This is a genomic window from Bordetella pseudohinzii (genome assembly GCF_000657795.2).
GTDB classification, from domain to species: domain Bacteria; phylum Pseudomonadota; class Gammaproteobacteria; order Burkholderiales; family Burkholderiaceae_B; genus Bordetella; species Bordetella pseudohinzii.
This window is the reverse complement of sequence record NZ_JHEP02000020.1, coordinates 1-18,338: the sequence shown is the minus strand read 5'-3', so window position 1 is coordinate 18,338 and position 18,338 is coordinate 1. Positions and strand designations below refer to the sequence as shown.

At 67.3% G+C, this 18,338-nt stretch carries 17 protein-coding genes and 1 tRNA gene; 7 read left to right on the top strand and 11 right to left on the bottom strand.

The genetic code is table 11. The features are described from left to right. Nucleotides 1–19: 19 nt before the first annotated feature. The 8 genes from L540_RS19590 to L540_RS19555 all read right to left on the bottom strand — a co-directional run bounded on the left by L540_RS19590 (nt 20) and on the right by L540_RS19555 (nt 6,694). Nucleotides 20–751 (bottom strand): CPBP family glutamic-type intramembrane protease, encoded by a 732-nt coding sequence (locus L540_RS19590; protein WP_043212210.1) that lies wholly within the window; start codon nt 749–751, stop codon nt 20–22. Beyond that, complete coding sequence (pth, locus tag L540_RS19585) at nt 751–1,338, bottom strand: aminoacyl-tRNA hydrolase (RefSeq protein WP_043212212.1); 588 nt, start codon at nt 1,336–1,338, stop codon at nt 751–753. The genes L540_RS19590 and pth overlap by 1 nt, the downstream gene beginning before the upstream one ends. 90 nt (nt 1,339–1,428) lie before the next feature. Then, nucleotides 1,429–2,025 (bottom strand): 50S ribosomal protein L25/general stress protein Ctc, encoded by a 597-nt coding sequence (locus L540_RS19580; protein ID WP_043212215.1) that lies wholly within the window; start codon nt 2,023–2,025, stop codon nt 1,429–1,431. A gap of 118 nt (nt 2,026–2,143) precedes the next feature. Then, on the bottom strand, nt 2,144–3,094 hold the full coding sequence (locus L540_RS19575) for a ribose-phosphate pyrophosphokinase (protein WP_029578322.1): 951 nt from the start codon (nt 3,092–3,094) through the stop codon (nt 2,144–2,146). A 116-nt stretch (nt 3,095–3,210) separates the two neighbouring features. After that, nucleotides 3,211–3,287: transfer RNA gene (locus L540_RS19570), tRNA-Gln, on the bottom strand. A gap of 1 nt (nt 3,288) precedes the next feature. Then, nucleotides 3,289–4,215: a 4-(cytidine 5'-diphospho)-2-C-methyl-D-erythritol kinase gene (gene ispE, locus L540_RS19565; protein ID WP_043212216.1), complete on the bottom strand. Its 927-nt coding sequence runs from the start codon at nt 4,213–4,215 to the stop codon at nt 3,289–3,291. Next, nucleotides 4,212–4,808, bottom strand: a complete 597-nt coding sequence (gene lolB / locus L540_RS19560) for a lipoprotein insertase outer membrane protein LolB (protein ID WP_043212219.1) — start codon at nt 4,806–4,808, stop codon at nt 4,212–4,214. The genes ispE and lolB overlap by 4 nt, the downstream gene beginning before the upstream one ends. Beyond that, the gene (locus tag L540_RS19555) at nt 4,805–6,694 is read right to left on the bottom strand and encodes a tetratricopeptide repeat protein (protein ID WP_043212221.1); all 1,890 of its coding nucleotides are present in this window, start codon (nt 6,692–6,694) and stop codon (nt 4,805–4,807) included. Before L540_RS19555 ends, lolB begins: the two co-directional genes overlap by 4 nt. Here L540_RS19555 and mutM point away from each other — a divergent pair. The 4 genes from mutM (at nt 6,693) to L540_RS19535 (ending at nt 10,577) form a co-directional block, all read left to right on the top strand. Next, nucleotides 6,693–7,520 carry a bifunctional DNA-formamidopyrimidine glycosylase/DNA-(apurinic or apyrimidinic site) lyase gene (mutM, locus tag L540_RS19550; protein ID WP_043212223.1) on the top strand — a complete coding sequence of 276 codons (828 nt, stop codon included), beginning with the start codon at nt 6,693–6,695 and terminating at the stop codon, nt 7,518–7,520. The two genes, L540_RS19555 and mutM, sit on opposite strands and share 2 nt — an antisense overlap. Before the next feature lie 116 nt (nt 7,521–7,636). Then, nucleotides 7,637–8,590, top strand: coding sequence for an MBL fold metallo-hydrolase (locus tag L540_RS19545; RefSeq protein ID WP_043212225.1), 954 nt, complete (start codon nt 7,637–7,639; stop codon nt 8,588–8,590). Nucleotides 8,591–8,686: 96 nt separating this feature from the next. Continuing rightward, nucleotides 8,687–10,363, top strand: coding sequence for an FAD-dependent oxidoreductase (locus tag L540_RS19540; RefSeq protein ID WP_043212227.1), 1,677 nt, complete (start codon nt 8,687–8,689; stop codon nt 10,361–10,363). Nucleotides 10,364–10,373: 10 nt separating this feature from the next. Then, on the top strand, nt 10,374–10,577 hold the full coding sequence (locus tag L540_RS19535) for a DUF2783 domain-containing protein (RefSeq protein WP_043212229.1): 204 nt from the start codon (nt 10,374–10,376) through the stop codon (nt 10,575–10,577). A gap of 25 nt (nt 10,578–10,602) precedes the next feature. On the opposite strand, the gene L540_RS19530 is transcribed toward L540_RS19535, so the two are convergent. Continuing rightward, nucleotides 10,603–11,511, bottom strand: a complete 909-nt coding sequence (locus L540_RS19530; RefSeq protein WP_043212263.1) for a LysR family transcriptional regulator — start codon at nt 11,509–11,511, stop codon at nt 10,603–10,605. Between the two features lie 150 nt (nt 11,512–11,661). On the opposite strand from L540_RS19530, the gene hmgA reads away from it, so the two are divergent. Further along, the gene (gene hmgA / locus L540_RS19525; RefSeq protein WP_043212232.1) at nt 11,662–12,960 is read left to right on the top strand and encodes a homogentisate 1,2-dioxygenase; all 1,299 of its coding nucleotides are present in this window, start codon (nt 11,662–11,664) and stop codon (nt 12,958–12,960) included. 62 nt (nt 12,961–13,022) lie between these two features. Then, nucleotides 13,023–14,336 carry a fumarylacetoacetase gene (fahA, locus tag L540_RS19520; RefSeq protein ID WP_043212234.1) on the top strand — a complete coding sequence of 438 codons (1,314 nt, stop codon included), beginning with the start codon at nt 13,023–13,025 and terminating at the stop codon, nt 14,334–14,336. A gap of 51 nt (nt 14,337–14,387) precedes the next feature. Here fahA and L540_RS19515 read toward each other — a convergent pair whose 3' ends face one another. Then, nucleotides 14,388–16,298: an LTA synthase family protein gene (locus L540_RS19515; RefSeq protein WP_043212237.1), complete on the bottom strand. Its 1,911-nt coding sequence runs from the start codon at nt 16,296–16,298 to the stop codon at nt 14,388–14,390. A gap of 79 nt (nt 16,299–16,377) precedes the next feature. Further along, on the bottom strand, nt 16,378–17,112 hold the full coding sequence (locus L540_RS19510; RefSeq protein ID WP_043212239.1) for a FadR/GntR family transcriptional regulator: 735 nt from the start codon (nt 17,110–17,112) through the stop codon (nt 16,378–16,380). Between the two features lie 531 nt (nt 17,113–17,643). Here L540_RS19510 and L540_RS19505 point away from each other — a divergent pair. After that, nucleotides 17,644–18,338, top strand: a 695-nt coding sequence (locus tag L540_RS19505) for a hypothetical protein (RefSeq protein ID WP_197085672.1), incomplete at its 3' end; no start/stop codon positions are given.

Sequence of the window (18,338 nt, the reverse complement as noted above, 5' to 3'; positions counted from 1 at the left end):
TCGGCCCAGAGGCCGCCGTTCAGAGCGCCATGTCCGGCACGAGCTTGAGCAGCAGCCAGATCATGACCATGGGTCCGGCGTTGAACAGGGCATGCAGGGCGATGGAGGCGGCGATGCCGCGCCGCGCGCGCATCCAGCCCAGCACCAGCCCGGTCAGCCATTGCGGCAGCACCAGGAGCGGCAGCATCCACCAGGGCATGCGATTGAAGGAGAAATTGCTCAGGTGCACGGCGGCGAAGGTCAGCGCGGCCAGGTGGAAGACCAGCCCGAAGTGGCGGTGATAGAAGCGCCGCGGCGCGCTTTTGAAGCCCGCCATGCGGCGCGTGCCATGGATGGCCAGCAGGATGACGGCCGCCGTGATGCAGCCGGTCCAGAATTTGGGGCCCCAGAGCACGGCCGGCAGGATGGCCGGCACGACCCATATTGCCTGCACCGGCCGGCGCAAGCCGTAGCGGAACAGCATTTCTTCGACCAGGGGCGCCCAGATGACGGCGGTGAGCCAGGGGATGTTGTCCGGGTCCATGCGGTGCTGCGCGCCGCCCAGGGTGGCGGCGCCCACGGCGATGGGGCCCAGTACGACGAGGTTGATCAGCCAGAGCAGGCCGGCCCAGGCCAACAGGCGGCCGGGACGGATGTTGAGTCGCCAATCCGCCATGGCGCCGCCCTGGCGCGGGCCCAGGCGGCTGAGCTTCGGGCGGCGCAGAAAGCGCCACCAGTCGGCGACCTCCTGGCGCAGGGTCAGGCGCGCCATCAGGCGGCGTGCAGCTGGCGGGTGGCCAGCGCGAAGTCGCCGCGCAGCAGGGCGGGCACGACGGCGCGGCAGCGATCGATGACTTTCTCGATCTCGGCCTGTTCGTCGCGGCGCGGCGGGTGCAGCACGAAATCGGCCACTTGCTGGGCCAGGTTGAGCGTGCGCGGATGGCCGATGCCGATGCGCAGGCGCCAGAAATTGGGCGTGCCCAGCGCGGCCTGGATGTCTTTCAGGCCGTTATGGCCGGCGTGGCCGCCGCCCTGCTTCATCTTGACCTGGCCGGGCAGCAGGTCGAGCTCGTCGTGCAGGACCAGCACCTGTTCGGGCGCCAGCTTGTAAAAGCGCGCCAGCGCGCCCACGGCCTGGCCGGAACGGTTCATATAGGTGATGGGCTTGAGCAGGAGCACGTTCTCGCCCTCGAAGCGCGCCTTGGCGACCTGGCCCATGAAGGCCTTTTCGAGCGTGAAGGACGCGCGCAAGTCATCGGCCAGGTGGTCGGCTAGCCAGAAGCCGGCGTTGTGCCGGGTGGTTTCGTAGTCGGGGCCGGGATTGCCCAGCCCGACGATCAGGCGGATCGGTTCGGACATGATGGCGTGTTTAGAACATAAAAAACCCTGCGCATGCAAATCGCAGGCGCAGGGTTCGCGGCAGCGGCGGGCGCAGGCCCGCCTGGCCTATCAGGCGGCCGGAGCAGCTTCTTCGGCTTCGGCGGCGCCGCCCTTGACGACGGCGGTGGCGATCACCAGCTCATCGTTGGGGTGGGTGAAGGTCACGCCCTTGGGCAGGACGATGTCCTTCTGGTGCACCGACGCGCCACCCAGCAGATCGCCGAGGTTGACTTCGATGAATTGCGGCAGGGCTTGCGGCAGGCAGGTCACTTCCACTTCGGTGATGACGTGGGAGATGATGGCGCCGCTCAGCTTGACGGCCGGCGAGGTATCGGCGTTGACGAAGTGCAGGGGCACCTTGGTGTGCAGCGCCTGGTTGGCGTCCACGCGCTGGAAGTCAACGTGCAGGACTTGCGGCTTGTAGGCGTGCCATTGGACCGAGCGCAGCAGGACTTGCTCGCTCTTGCCGCCTTCCAGGGCCATGGTCAGGATGGAGGCGTGGAATTGTTCCTTGCGCAGGGCATGGAAAATTTCGTTGTGGTCCAGCTCGATGTTCAGCGGGGCAGCCGTGCCGCCATAAACGATGGCGGGAACGCGGCCCGCGCGGCGCAGGCGGCGGCTCGCACTCGAACCCTGGACGCTACGCGCAGTGGCATTGAATTTCATGGAAAAACTCCAAACAATCTGGCGAGCAGACTCGCCTGTTAAAACACGCCAGGCGACATGCCTGGCGCGGCATCCGCCCATCGCCGCGACCAGCGACGGGCAAATTCTTGGCTGCGGCTCAGTCCGCGAACAGCGAGCTGACCGATTCGGCGTTGGAAATACGCAGGATGGTCTCGCCCAGCAGCGCGGCGCAGGACAGTTGGCGGATCTTGCCGCAGGCCTGGGCTTCTTCGGACAGCGGAATCGTGTCCGTGACGACCAGTTCGTCCAGCGAGGACGTGGAAATACGTTCGACGGCGCCGCCGGACAGCACGGGGTGGGTGCAATAGGCGTACACGGCGCCGGCGCCACGGTCCTTCAGGGCCTGGGCGGCCTTGCACAGCGTGCCGGCGGTATCGACCATGTCGTCCATGATGATACAGGTGCGGCCGTCGACCTCGCCGATGATGTTCATCACCTCGGAGACGTTGGCGCGCGGGCGGCGCTTGTCGATGATGGCCAGGTCGGCTTCGAGCTGCTTGGCCAGCGCGCGGGCGCGCACCACGCCGCCGATGTCCGGGGACACGACGACCAGGTTGGACAGATTGCGGCGCCACAGGTCGCCCAGCAGGATCGGGCCCGCGTAGATGTTGTCCACGGGGATGTCGAAGAAGCCCTGGATCTGGTCGGCGTGCAGGTCCATGGTGAGGACGCGGTCGACGCCGGCGACTTGCAGCATGTTGGCCACGACCTTGGCCGAGATGGCGACGCGGGCCGAACGCGGACGGCGGTCCTGGCGGGCGTAGCCGAAATACGGAATGGCGGCGGTGATGCGGCCAGCCGAGGCGCGGCGCAAGGCATCGACCATCACCATGATTTCCATCAGGTTGTCGTTGGTCGGCGCGCAGGTCGGCTGGAGCACGAAGACATCCTTGCCGCGGACGTTTTCATTGATCTCGACCATCACCTCGCCATCCGAGAAGCGGCCCACGGTCATTTTGCCGAGGGACATGTCCAGATGGTTGACTACGTCCACGGCCAGGCGGGTGTTCGCCGTGCCCGTGAAAATCATGAAGCTGTCGTTTGCCATGATGCAGATGATGGTCGTTTAACACTGAGGGCGCTCGCGGCGCCCGCAAAACAAAAAAGCTGCTGAACCTGAGCCAGTCTGAAGGCGGAGTTCAACAGCTTTTTTATATATTGGTTTGGCTGGGGAGGAAGGATTCGAACCTTCGCATGCCGGAATCAAAATCCGGTGCCTTAACCAGCTTGGCGACTCCCCAACTAGCTTGCAATCCAACTTCGCAGCGGATGCTCGTTCAACCCGGCGCATGCCTTGATCAAGCGAAAACCCAACTGAAATTCGGGCTGCGTTTCGCTGACTGTTTTGTCAGCGCCGCGCATTGTAGCGGTATTTTCGAACTTTGCCAAAACGCCTTCAGCTTCACGGGCGGCGGACAGTGTTGGGTACTCGGCGAACAAACACGCGCCAGACCCTGACATGCGGACCCGGATACCCAGCCCCGCAAGTCCCCGGACGCAGGCCTCGATTTGAGGATACAACCGGAAAACCACCGCTTCCATGTCATTCCGGCCGAAACCGAAATTAGGCAAAGCAAGAAAGTCCGTAATTCTGACGTGTTTTGAGTCGCGTGTCAAATCGGGGGCGGAAAAAATCTCCGCGGTGGGCACGCTGGCCTCGGGCTGCAGCACGAGGTAGGCGGCCGGCGGCAGCGCCACGGCCTGCAAGTCCTCGCCCACGCCCTGGGCGAAGGCGGATTGGCCGAAGATGAACACCGGCACGTCGGCGCCCAGCGGCAGGCCCAGGGCCATGAGTTCGCGGCGCGACAGCCCGCAGCCCCACAGGCGGTTCAGGGCGATCAGCGTGGTGGCCGCATCGCTGGATCCGCCCCCCAGCCCGCCGCCCTGCGGAATGCGCTTGTCCAGGCCGATGCGCGCGCCCTGCTTCGTGCCGGTGGCCGCCTGCAAGGCGCGGGCGGCCCGGACCACGAGGTCTTGTTCGGGCGCCACGCCCGGCAGCTCGTAGGCGCGCTCGATGGCGCCGTCGGCGCGCGCCTCGAAGGACAGCGTGTCGCACAGGTCGATAAAGCGGAAAACGCTCTGCAGCAGGTGATAGCCGTCGGCGCGGCGGCCGACGATGTGCAGAAACAGGTTGAGCTTGGCGGGCGCCGGTACGTCGTAGAGCGTCACGGCGCGGATACGGGATTGACGACCAGCCGCACCACGATGCGGCGGCCCGGCTCCTGACGCTCGAGCATGAGCAGCTGGGGGCCGGCGTTGTCGTAGCGCGAAAGCCGGGCGGACCAGCCGCCCTGCTCGAAGCCCGTGAGACGGCCGGCCTCGTCGCGCTGCACCGCTTGCGCCTCGGGCTGGCTGGCCAGGCGGCCGCGCAGCCAGTCGCGCAGGCCCGAGACGGGCACCGGGCTGCCCAGCGCGTCTTCGGCCAGGGTGTCGGGGTCCGCGGCCTGGAGGCGGCTGCCATTGGCCCGCGTCAACAGGGCCGAGCCCGGCCCGCCCTGCACCCGGGCCTCGGTCGAACCCAGGGGGTTGGTCAGGTCCAGCACATATTCGCGGCCGTTGTCCTGCCAGCTGAAGCCGCCCTGCACCGCCTGCTGGCGGCCGTCGACTTCGGTGGCGGTGATGGCGAAACGCCCGGAGCGCGCGAACGTGTCGCCGGCCACGCCCTGCGACTTGGGCAGGCTGGTGCAGGCGGCGATGACGCCCAGCGACAGGGCCAGCCCCAGGCGGGCGCCGCGCGCCAGCCAGTCACGGCGTGCGCTCACGGCCGCACCCCCAGGCGCTTCATGGTGTCGACCACGGTGCGGTTCTTGGGTTCCTTGCGGTAGGCGCCGCGCAGCATTTCTTCGGCCTGCTGGCGCTGGCCCTGGGCATACAGCACCTCGGCCAGGTGGGCGGCGATATCCGGTTCCGGCCGCTTGGCATAGGAACGCTTGAGATATTCGGCCGCGGCGGGCAGGTCGCCCATGCGGAATTTGACCCAGCCCATGCTGTCCAGGATGAAGGGATCATCGGGCGAGAGCTCCAGGGCCTGGGTGATCAGGTCCAGGGCCTCGGGCAGGCGCTGGTTGCGGTCGGCCAGCGTATAGCCCAGCGCGTTATAGGCGTGGGCATGCTCGGGGTCGAGCGCGATCACCTGGCGCAGCAGCTTTTCCAGCTGATCGATCTGGCCCTTGCGCTCGTAGAGCATGGCCAGCTCGTATTTGATCTCGACCGTATCGGGCAGCGCCTGGTCGGCCTTGGCCAGCAGGGCGATGGCCTGGTCCAGGCGGTCGGCATCGCGCAGGATCTGGGCCTTGGTCAAGACGCCCAGGGTGCGCTCTTCGTCATCCTGGGGGCCGGCGGCATCGACCAGCGCCAGCGCATCGTCGATACGGCCCTGGCGGGCGCGCAGCGTGGCCTGGCGCATGTGGGCGGCATAGCGCATGGAGGGGTCGTCGATCTGGCCGAGCTCGGCGATGGCCTCGTCATAGCGCCCCTGGTCCTCGGCGATGCGCGACAGCAGCACATGGGCGTCGGCGGCCGCGGCGCCGGCATCCGAGGCGCCGGGCGCGGTGGCCTGCTTGCGCTGGTCCTGGACGTCGAGGTACTGCTTCAGGAGCGAGCGGGCCTGGTTCAGATGGTTGGCCTTGTAGGCCAGTTGCGCCTGCATGAAGAGCAGGTCGAAATCCTCGGGCGAGCGGCGCGACATGGCCGACAGCTCGGCCTGGGCGCCCTCGTAGTCGCCGCGCTCGGCCATCTGGCCGGCCAGCATCAGGCGCAGCTTGCGGGCATTGGGATTGCGCGCGATGAAGGCGCGCGCGGCTGCCTCGGCACGCACCGGATCGACCTTGGCGCCGTATTCGAGCACGCGCTGGGCGGCCGCTTCGGAACGGGGATCGGCGGCCAGCGCGGCGCGCGCCTCGCTGTCGGCGCGCGGGAAGTCGCCGGCGGCCTGGGCCACGTCGGCCAGGGCCAGGTGGGCGGCGGGCAGTTTGCGCACATTGTCGGAGAGCGCTTCATCGAGGATGCGCAGGGCCAGGCGGCGGTCGTTCAGGCGGCTGAGCACGCCCATGGCCTGGGTGATGCCAGCCACCTTGTCGGGCGTGGCGTCGATGCGCTGGCGCAGGGCCTGGGCCAGGCCCTTGGTCTGTCCGTTGGCCGCGGCCAGGGCCAGCTCGGTGGAATTGGCTTCGACGTCGCCCGGCGACAGCCGGGCCCAGACGCGCGAGGCGTCCAGCGCGCCGGGCAGGTTGCCGCCGGCCAGCTGGAACTCCAGCGCGCGGCGGGCCAGGCGGGGGTCGCTGGTCTCGCGGGCCAGGTTGAGCAGCGTCGTGGCCGCCGGGCTATAGAGACCGCGCTGGGCGGCGATTTCGGCGGCCACGATGCGGTAGAAGATGTCGCCGGTCAGCGTGACATCGGGCAGGCGGCCCGGATGCAGGCGGATGACCTGGGTTTCCGGTTGCCGCGGCGCCTCGATCAGCCGAGGGCCGGTGGCGTCCCTCGAAGGACGCGGCTCGGCGGCCTGGGCGGTGACCGCCTGCACACTCGCCAGCGCCAATGCCAACGAGGCCAATCCGAAATTAATGTGTTTGAGCGACAACTTCACGCGGCCCGTCCGGTTGATGGCACAATCTTTGTACACGTAATTGTCCATCTTACACTGGCTCATGCCGGAACTGCCTGAAGTCGAAACCACGCGCCGAGGAATCGACGCCGTCATCACGGGCCAAGCCCTGCGCCGTCTCGTCGTTCGGGAATCACGCATGCGCTGGCCCATTCCCGCCGACCTTCCCGCCCTGCTGGCCGACCGCCCGGTCCTGGCCACGGACCGCCGCGGCAAGTACCTGCTGCTGCGCTTCGAGCACGGCGTGCAGATCGTCCACCTGGGCATGTCGGGTTCCTTGCGCCGCGTGTCCATGGACGAGGCGCCGCGCAAGCACGACCATGTCGATTGGGTCTTCGACCACGCCATCCTCAGGCTGCACGATCCGCGCCGCTTCGGCGCCGTGCTCTGGCACCCGGCCGCGACCGGCCCGGTCGAGGCGCATCCGCTGCTGGCCGGCCTGGGCATCGAACCCTTCGATCCGCGCTTTGACGGCAAGTGGCTGCACGACCACTTCCGCGGCAAGCGCGTGGCCATCAAGCAGGCGCTGCTGGCCGGCCACGCCGTGGTCGGCGTGGGCAATATCTACGCCTCGGAAAGCCTGTTCCGCGCCGGCATCGACCCGCGCCTGCCGGCCGGCAAGGTGTCGCGGCCGCGCTGCGACCGGCTGGCCGAGGCCGTGCGCGCCACCCTGGCCGATGCGCTGGCCTCGGGCGGCAGCACCTTGCGCGACTACGTCGGCGCCACCGGCGAGCCGGGGGCCTATTTCGCCATTCACGCCGCCGTCTACGAGCGCGCCGGCCAGCCTTGTCGGATCTGCGGCAGCCCCATCCGGCGCATCGTCCAAGGGCAGCGGGCCACTTACTTCTGTCCCCATTGTCAGAAACGCTGATCCCCAGGTATTTGTCTATAACGAACGTATTGCATAAAAACTAACGCCTCGCTATAGTCTCCTCCAGACGCGCCCGCCCGCAGAGCGCGCGCCCCCTATCAAGGTAAGGAGACAAGATGAGCAAGCAATTCGCATCGCACGCCGATCTTCAGGACAAGGTGGTGTCCTTCGAGAAGCTGTCCGACAACGCCTATGCCTATACGGCCGAAGGCGATCCGAACACGGGCGTGATCATCGGCGACGAGGCGGTGATGGTGGTCGACACGCAGGCCACGCCGGTCATGGCGCAGGACGTGATCCGCCGCATCCGCGAAGTCACGGACAAGCCGATCAAATACATCCTGCTGTCGCACTATCACGCGGTGCGGGTCTTTGGCGCCTCGGCCTACCAGGCCCAGGAGATCCTGGCCAGCCGCGACACCTGGGACCTGATCGCCGAGCGCGGCGAGCAGGACAAGGCCAGCGAAATCGGGCGCTTTCCGCGCCTTTTCCGCAATGCGGAATCGATCCCGCCGGGCCTGGTGTGGCCCACCATGACCTTCAAGGGCGAGATGACGGTCAACCTGGGCAATCTGGAAGTCAAGCTGCTGCAAGTCGGGCGCGGCCACACCAAGGGCGACACCATCGCCTGGCTGCCCGAGCAGAAGATCCTGTTCGCCGGCGACCTGGTCGAGTATCAATCCACGCCGTATTGCGGCGACGCCTATTTCCGCGACTGGCCCACCACGCTGGACACGCTGGCCGGCTTTGCCGCCGAGAAGATGGTGCCCGGCCGCGGCCCGGCGCTCAAGAACGCCGAGGAAGTGCGCCGGGGCCTGGCCGGCACGCGCGCCTTCCTGACCGATCTGTACGGCGCGGTCAACCGCGGCGTGGCCGAGGGCAAGGACCTCAAGGCCATCTACCGCGAAGTCTACGACTTCATGAAACCGCGCTACAGCGACTGGGTGATCTTCGATCACTGCATGCCCTTCGACGTGTCGCGCGCCTATGACGAAGCGCAGGGCATCGTCGATCCGCGCATCTGGACCGACAAGCGCGACATCGACATGTGGAAGCAGCTCGAAGGCTGACCGCCGCGCAGGACCCGCCGGCGCCGGCCCGTCGACAACGCGGGCCGGGCCGCGCCATGCTCAATACACAATAAAAAAGCCACGCAGGAGACCGTCGTGGGAGACATTGATTACCAGGCGCTGGAGTTCGCCTATCAAGCGTGCGCCGATCAGCAGCCCGGCGCCTCGGCCGCGCATCGCGCGGTGATCGTCGGCGCGGGCCCCGTGGGCCTGTCCACGGCCCTGGACCTGGCCCGGCGCGGCACGCGCGTGATCGTGCTGGACGACGATTGCCGGCTGTCCACCGGCTCGCGCGCCATCTGTTTTTCCAAGCGCACCCTGGAGATCTGGGACCGCCTCGGCGTGGGCCAGCGCATGGTGGACAAGGGCGTGTCCTGGAATGTGGGCAAGGTGTTCTTCCGCGAAGGCGAGGTCTGGCGCTTTGACCTGCTGCCCGAAAGCGGCCACCGTCGGCCCGCCTTCATCAATCTGCAGCAGTACTACGCCGAGGGCTATCTGCTTGAGGCCGCCCGCGCGGAGCCCAATATCGAGCTGCGCTGGAAGAACAAGGTGACGGGCGTCACGCCGCGCGACGCGGGCGTGACGGTGGACGTCGATACGCCCGACGGCCCTTACGCGCTGCAAGCCGAATGGCTCATCGCCTGCGACGGCGCCCGCTCGCCGGTGCGCAAGCTGCTGGGCCAGGAAGCGCATGGCCGCATCTTCAAGGATCGCTTCCTCATCGCCGACGTGAAGATGAGCGCGCCCTTTCCCGCCGAGCGCTGGTTCTGGTTCGACCCGCCTTTCCATCCCAACCAGTCGGTCCTGCTGCATATGCAGCCCGACAATGTCTGGCGCATCGATTTCCAGCTCGGCTGGAACGCCGATCCGGTCGAAGCCGTCAAGCCCGCCAACGTGCTGCCGCGCATCCGCGCCCTGCTCGGGCCGGACACGCCCTTCGAGCTGGAATGGGTCAGCGTCTACACCTTTGCCTGCGAGCGCATGGACCGCTTCCGCCATGGCCGCGTCCTGTTCGCCGGCGACGCGGCGCACCGTGTCTCGCCCTTCGGCGCGCGCGGCGCCAACAGCGGCGTGCAGGATGCCGAAAACCTGGCCTGGAAGCTGCAGCTGGTGCTCGACGGCCACGCGCCCGACCGCCTCATCGACAGCTATGCGAGCGAGCGCGAATACGCCGCCGACGAGAACATCCTCAATTCTTCGCGCTCGACCGATTTCATCACGCCCAAGAGCGAGATCAGCCGCAACTTCCGCAATGCCGTGCTCAACCTGGCGCGCGACCATGCGTTTGCGCGCGGCCTGGTCAACAGCGGCCGGCTGTCGCTGCCGGCGCGCTATGCGGACTCGCCGCTGAACACGCCCGATGCGCACGCCTTTGCCGGCGCCATGCTGCCCGGCAGCGTGGCGGCCGATGCGCCCGTGGCCGACGACGCGGGACAGCAATGGTGGCTGCAGGTGCTGGACGGAGGGTTCACCCTGGCCTGGTTCGGCGGCGAGCAGGCGCCCGATGCGCGGGTGCTGGCCGATCTGCGCGCCGTGGCCGACAGCCCGCTGGCGCCCCGCATCGTGCTGGTGCGCCCGGCGGGCGCGTCCTGGCAAGCCCCCGCCGGCACCCGCGGCGTGAGCGATACGGCCGGACTGCTCGCGGCCCGCTACGACGCCCGGCCGGGCAGCTGCTATCTGATCCGCCCCGATCAGCACATCGCCGCGCGCCGCCGCGATACCGATGCCACCGCCTTGCGCGCCGCGCTCGCCCGCGCCGCCGGCCAGTCCTGAAGGAAGCGCCATGCCCTTGAACCTGACTCCCAATCTCAGCGCGCCGGATGCCTTCTACCAGGCCCTGATCGACGCGCACCAGGATCTGAGCGACGAGCAAAGCCGCGAGATGAACGCGGCCCTCATCCTGGTGTTGTCCAACCATATCGGCGACATGGCGGTGCTCACCGAGGCGCTGGCCGTGGCCCGCGCCTCGGCGGCGCGGTCAAACTAGGCGCGGCCGGCTAGGCGCGGCCGGCTCAGGCGCGGTCGGCGAAGGTCTCGATGATGAGCGCGCGCAGCCACTGGTTGCCGCCGTCGCGCTGGAAGCGGCGGTGCCAATACAGATTGGTCTGCAGAAACGGGACCTTCACCGGCGGCGTGAGCACCCGCAGGCCGAAGTGAGGCGCGGCGCTGGCGGCCAGCTTCTGCGGCACGGTGGCCAGCAGATCGGTGGTGCTGACGATATAAGGCACGGCCGCGAAATGCGGCACGCTGAACTGGTCGGCCAGCACGACGCCGGCGCGCTCCAAGGCCTGGTTGACCTGCCCGTCGGGCGCGGCCCGCGAGACGACCAGATGCCGCTCGGCACGGAAGGCGCGCAGCGTCATCCCCGCATGGGCGCGCGGATGGCCGGCGCGGAACAGGGTCGCGTAGCCCTGCCGAAACAGCATGCGCTGCACGATGCCGCCGCCCAGCCCCTCGAAAGCGCCCAGCGCCAGGTCCACGCGGCCGGCATCCAGCTCGCGCTGCAGATCGGCGCCGGCCAGGCGCAGCGAATCGATGCGCGCGCCGGGCGCGTGCCGCGCGCACAGTTCCATTAGGCTGGGCATGAAATGAATCTCGCCCACATCCGACATGGCGATGCGCAGCCGCCGCTGGGTGGTGGCCGGTTCGAAAGGCTGGGCCGCGTCCGTCAGGTGGGACAGCAGCGACAGCGCCTCGCCCACCGGCCCGCCCATGCCCTCGGCCAGGGGGGTGGGCAGCATGCCCCGGGCCGTGCGCACGAAAAGCTCGTCGCCGAAGGCCTCGCGCAGCCGGCGCAGCGCATTGCTCACGGCCGGCTGCGACAGGTCCAGCCGGCGCGCCACGGCGGAGATGTTGCGCTCTTCGAGCAGATGCTGGAACACCACCAGCAGATTGAGATCCAGTTTGCGCAATTCGTCCATGGCGGCAGCATTATTCATGAAATTTATAGTTTGTATTTATACATTCCCATTTCCACGCTAGGCAATTTTGCGCAAAATCGACTCAGCTGCGGGCATCTCGCCCGGCATTCATAACGATCGGGCCCATGCGCGGCCCACCGGAGACAAACCATGTCCCTGAAATACCAATCCGGCTTTGGCAACGCCTGCGCCACGGAAGCACTGCCCGGCGCCCTGCCCGCCGGCCGCAATTCGCCGCAGCAATGCCCCTACGGCCTGTACGCCGAACAACTGTCGGGCACGGCCTTCACCGCCCCGCGCGGCGAAAACCGCCGCTCCTGGCTCTACCGCATCCGTCCGGGCGTGGTGCACCGGCCGTTCCAGCCCTATGCCGGGGCGCGCCGCTGGCTGTCCGACTTCGGCCAGGGCCCTGTCACCCCCAACCAGCTGCGCTGGAGCCCGCTGCCCCTGCCCAGCGAACCCACGGATTTCATTGACGGCATGCAGACCTGGGGCGGCAACGGCAGTCCGGACGAGCACAGCGGCGTCGGCATCCATTTGTATGCGGCCAACCAGAGCATGCAGGGACGTTTCTTCTACAACGCCGATGCCGAGATGCTGCTGGTGCCGCAGCAAGGCCGGCTGCGCCTTGCCACCGAAATGGGCCTTATCGACCTGGAGCCGCTGGAGATCGCCGTGCTGCCGCGCGGCATGCGCTTTCGCGTCGAGCTGCCCGACGGCCAGGCGCGCGGCTACATGCTGGAGAACTTCGGCACGGCCCTGCGCCTGCCCGAACTCGGCCCCATCGGCTCCAACGGCCTGGCCAATGCGCGCGACTTCCTCACACCCGTGGCCTGGTATGAAGACGTCGAAGGCGATTTCGAGCTGATCGCCAAGTTCAGCGGCGGCTTCTGGCGCGCGCCGCTGGCGCATTCGCCGCTGGACGTCGTGGCCTGGCACGGCACGCACGCGCCCTACAAATACGATTTGCGCCGCTTCAATACGGTCGGCTCCATCAGTTATGACCATCCGGATCCGTCCATCTTCACGGTGCTGACCTCGCCTTCGGACACGCCGGGCACGGCCAATATGGATTTCGCCATCTTCCCGCCGCGCATCCTGGCGATGGAAGACACCTTCCGTCCGCCCTGGTTCCACCGCAACATCGCCAGCGAATTCATGGGCCTGATCCAGGGGGTCTATGACGCCAAGGCGGAAGGCTTCGCGCCGGGCGGCGCCAGCCTGCACAATTGCATGAGCGGCCACGGCCCGGACGCCGACACCTTCGAGAAGGCCAGCGTGGCCGACACCAGCAAACCGCATTACATCCGCGACACCATGGCCTTCATGTTCGAGACGCGCCGTGTCATCCGCCCCACCGAACAAGCCCTGAAGTCCCCGCAGCTGCAGGGCGATTACTATCAGTGCTGGCAGGGACTGAAGAAGCATTTCAATCCCGAACGCGCTTAAGGCCCCATCAAAAGAACAATACCCGGCCGCCCCTGGCGGCCGGCAACCGAGATCCAAGCGACATGACCCTGAACGAAACCCATGACCCGTCCTTGAAGAGCTGGGTCGCCAGCGCCAACGACGGCCAGACCGACTTTCCCATCCAGAACCTGCCTTTCGCGTCCTTCCGCCGCCGCGGCTCGCAAGAGGCCTTCCGCCCCGGCGTGGCCATCGGCCAGGCCATCGTGGACCTGGGCGCGCTGCGCGCCGCCCGCCCCTTCGAGGGTGACGCCGCGCGGGCCCTGGAAGCCTGCGCCGACACGCAGCTGAACACGCTGATGGCCCTGGGCCCCCAGGCCTGGAGCGCCCTGCGTCTGGCCCTGTCGCGCGCCCTGCGCGAAGGCGCCGCGCAGCGCGGCCTGATCGAACCCCTGCTGGTGCCCCAGGCCGAGGCGGAGTTCACCACGCCGGCGCGCATCGGCGACTACACCGATTTCTATATCTCGCTGCATCACGCGACCGCCGTGGGCAAGCAGTTCCGCCCGGACAACCCGCTGCTGCCCAACTACAAGTGGGTTCCCATCGGCTATCACGGCCGCGCCTCCTCCATCGGCGTGGAGCAGCGCTTTCCCCGCCCGGTGGGCCAGCAACGCCCCGCCGCCGAAGGCGAGGCGCCGCTGTTCGGTCCCTGCAAGCGCCTGGACTATGAACTCGAACTGAGCATTTTCGTCGGCCAGGGCAATGCGCAGGGCGATCGCATCGCCCTGGCTTCGGCCGAACAGCATGTCTTCGGCCTGGGCATCCTGAACGACTGGTCGGCGCGCGACATCCAGGCCTGGGAATACCAGCCCCTGGGGCCTTTCCTGTCCAAGAACTTCGCCTCCACCATCTCGCCCTGGATCGTCACGCTTGAAGCGCTCGAACCCTTCCGCACGCAATGGAAGCGCCCCGAAGGCGATCCGCAGCCCCTGCCCTACCTGGCGTCGGAAGCCAACCGCGCCCAAGGCGCTTTCGATGTGCAGATGGAAGTCCTGATCACCACCGAAGCCTCGCGCGCGCGCCAGGCCCCGCCGGCCCGCCTGTCGCGCAGCAACTTCCGCGACGCCTACTGGAACGTGGCCCAGCTCATCACCCATCACACCGTCAACGGCTGCAATCTGCAAGCCGGCGACATGTTGGGCACCGGCACGCTGTCCGGTCCTGGCGCCAGCGAGGCTGGTTCGCTGCTGGAACTGAGCCAGGGCGGCAAGACGCCCGTCGCGCTGCCCTGGGGCGAGACGCGCACCTTCCTGGAGGACGGCGACCAGATCATCATCCGGGCCGAGTGCGTCAAACCCGGCTATCCGCGCATCGGCTTCGGCCAGTGCGCGGGCACGGTGACGCCGGCGCGCCTGTAAGCGCGCTGCGCCAAAGCAAGCGGGCCTGGCTATGCCAGGCCCGCTTGCTTGTTATCGGCCCAAAGTCTGGGGCGGCGTCTTGTAGCGCCCTTCCCGGTAGGCCCAGCTCGGCCACAAGGCATAGGCCAGCGCCTCTTCGGTCAGCGCGGCGTCTTCGGCTACGGGCTCGAACCTGTCCTCCTGATCGCGCGGCAAGCGCACATAGCGGAAAGCAGCCGGCGCCTTATGCGGCTCGATGACCACCAGCGAGTCGCCGCGCAGATAACCGAAGTTGTCGCCATACTGCATGATGGCGCGATTGGGATCGCGCTGCGTCAGATCGCTGCCCAGCATGGGATTGACGTTGTCCACGCCCATGAGCGAGAGCAGGGTCGGCGCCATATCGATCTGGCTGACCAGGCGCTCGTCCTGGCGCGGCGCGATGCTGCCGCCCAGGATCAGGGCCGGAATCTGGAAATGCCGCACGGGCACGAGGTTGGCGCCAAAGACGCGCGAATCATGGTCCGCGATGACCAGGAACACCGTGTTATCCCAATACGGCGCCTTGCGGGCTTTCTCGAAGAACTGCCCGATGGCCCAGTCCGCGTAGCGCACGGTGTTCTCGACCGAGGCCGGCTCTCCTTGCGGCTGGATGCGGCCGGCCGGATACTCCCAGGGAGAATGGTTGCTCACCGAGAAGGCCAGCGTGAACACCGGCTTGTCGCCGTCCTGGCGCAGCAGGCGATCCACCTGGGTGAACATGTCTTCGTCCGAAGCGCCCCAGGAGCCGACGAACACCGGATCGATGAAGTCCTTGCGGTCGACGATCTGGTCAAAGCCATTGCCCAGGAAGAAGCCGCGCATATTGTCGAAGTGCGACTCGCCGCCGTAGACGAAACGCGACTGGTAGCCGTGCGTGCGCAGCAAGGATGCCAGCGTGAAGAAATTGGTCTGCGAGCGCGGCAGCTTGACGACGGCTTCGGCCACGGTGGGCAGGTAGCCCGCCGTCACCGCCTCGATGCCGCGCACCGAGCGGGTGCCGGTGGCATAGGCGCGGTGGAACATCCAGCCCTCCTTGCCCAGCTTGTCGAGCTCCGGCGTCAGGTTGGCGCCGCCCAGGCTGCCCACGTACTGAGCCCCCAGGCTCTCCTGCAGGATGATGACCAGGTTCAGCGGCTTGTCGCGGCGCACCGTGGCCTTCTGGGCGTGCACGCTGGGGAAGTCGGCATCCAGCGGCGGGCCTTCGAGGCCGGCGGCCCGGCGCACCGCTTCATTCATGCGCCCGACCGGCATCTTGGGATACAGCGCGGCGGACGAGCGCTCATCCTGCAGCCGGTAGGCCGCGTCCAGCACGTTGTAAAGCGAGTTCAGCGGCAGGGTATTGACCATGGCGTCGCCACTGAAGGCGACGACAGACGGATTGATGGGCCGGTGTTCCAGCGTGCCGCGTATGGCCAGCACGACCACGGCCAGGGTGAGGACGGAAGCCAGCGGCCGTTTCCACCACTTCATGCGCGGATCGATCCTGTCCGTGGGAAACAGGCGCCGCGCCGCCCAGGCCGCCAGCAGCAGCACGAGCAAAGCCGCCAGCAACACCCCCTTATAGCCCTCCCAGAGCATGCCGGCGACCTCGCGCGGGTGGACCAGGTATTCAAAATACAGGCGGTTGGGACGGGTATCGTATTCGGCGATGAACTGCGGCGTGGACACCTCGAGCAGCACCAGCAGCATCCACCAGAGGCGGAACCACCAGGCGGTGATACGCACGGCCAGCGGCCGGTGGCCAAACCAATAGGAAAAGACCGCCGGGATGGCGATCACCATGCCCACCATCACCAGATCGATGCGCCAGCCGCCGAACACAATCGGCCAGAGGCCGCCGGCCGCCTCCACGCGGTCCCATTGCCAGCAGGCCAGGCCCAGCCGGCTTGCCGTGAGCAACAGCAAGGCCGCGATCACGAATCGTAAAGTCAATCTGCGCAAAATCCGCTCCGTAGACAAGCCGGCCGATACCCGGTCCGGATGAAGGCGGCGGGTGTCTCCCGCCGGATATTAAGGACTGTCAGCGCTGCCCGTCCAGGCGGCGCAGGCGCTCCCGGCTATTGCTCAAGTGCGTGCGCATGGCCGCGCGCGCGGCTTCGGCATCCTGGCGGCGGATGGCCTCGAAGATGGTCTCGTGTTCAAGGTTGACGCGCACCAGATAGGGCTCGTTGTCATCGCCGGCCATGCGCGCCGCATTGATGCGGGTGCGGGGAATGACGGCCGAACCAAGGTGCGACATCAGCCCGGCGAAATACCGGTTGCCGGTCGCCTGGGCGATCAGCAGGTGGAATTCAAAGTCGGGCGTGACGGTGTCGCCCTCGGCGCGCAAGCGCGCCTGGAAGGCGTCGAGCGTGCGGCGCATGGCGGCCAGCTGCTCGGGCGTGCGGCGCTGGGCCGCCAGACCCGCGGCCTCGGTCTCCAGGCAGATGCGCAATTCCAGCAGGACGAGCACATCCTGCACCGTGGCCAGACCGGCCGGATCGACGCGGAAATCGTCCTCCCCGCTGGGCCGCAAGGCATAGGTGCCGACGCCATGATGGGTTTCGACCAGGCCGCAAGCCTGCAGGCGCGACAGCGCCTCGCGCACCACCGTGCGGCTCACGCCGAACTGACGCATGATCTCCGACTCGGTCGGCAGTTTTTGCCCCGGCGCGATATCGCCGGCGCGGATGCGCCCGGTGAAGTTCTCAACCAGCCCCTGGGCCAGGTTGCGCGGGCGCCGTGGCACGGCCTGCGATTCGTAGGGAACAGTCATCGAGAAGACCCCGGTGGCCTGCGGCCGGGCGGAGGAAAAAACCCGGCCGATTATACCGGCGGGGTTGTACGAATACTGACGGAAAATTGTACGACAACGCTACCCGCGTATCCGGGAAAGTCTTTCTAGTAGCAGACTGGTCTTAATCGGGGTGGCAAGCCCCTCGATCAAACAGGGCGCTGTTGATCATATGTGTGACGTCCGAATACCCAAGGTCATCAACACGTATCAGGTCAACCGATATGCCATACACTCAACGCCCCTCGCCCCCCCCCCCCCCCCCCCCCGTCATTTCGTCCTACCCCAATCGCGCTTTGCCTTCCCCTGCTGATCGGGCCGTCGATCGTCCATGGACAAAACGTTGACGCCACGATCCGTACACAACAAGCGCTGGAGGTCATGCCCGGTGCGACCCCGCGCGACTTGCACCACAAACACCGGATCACCTTGCAGGGCACTGCGAAAGTCACCGTCAAAGACGGGGGCACCTGGGCGCCCGGCTCAGGGGTGACCCTGAGCGGGGATAGGAGCGTGGTGCATATCACGGGCCCAGGGTCCTCGCTTGTCACCGGCGAAATCCTGCTCGGCGGCAGAACCCCCACGCTACACGTGGAGAACCAAGGCCGGCTGCATGTACACACGCTCAATCTGCATCAAGGCAAGACCGTGGTCAGCGGCCCAGGCTCCAGCCTCACTATCCGCGACTACGGCGCCTTCGCTCTCGGCCGAAATCCCAAAAACTACGTCGGCTGGGACGGCAACGGCACGCTTGAGGTCAAGGACGGTGGCACCGTTATCTCGCATGCCACTGCCCAATTCACCTTCCATCCTGACGATGCCGGAACCCTGCTGGTCAGCGGCGCATCGAGCGTCGTCACCCTCAACAAAGGCCTGAACTCCACGATGGGCGGCGCCGCCACGATCAAGATCCAGGACGGCGGCAGCCTGATCAGCAAGCATGCCGCCACCTTCGGCACCCCAAGACTGAAGATGTACCAGCGCTACGAGATCCGAACGACCCGCATTCTTGTCGATGGCGAGGGATCCCGGTGGCACCATTCCGAAGGGACGTTCAAACTGCAAAGCAAGGCCGGCATCCAGCTCTCCAACCGCGGCGCCCTGGACCTCGGTGATCAGACCCTCCATCTCGCCGGCAAGCACAGCCAGGTCCTCATCGGTGGCGGCCCGGACGACGAGGCCCAGGCCGGCGGCACGCTGACCGCGGG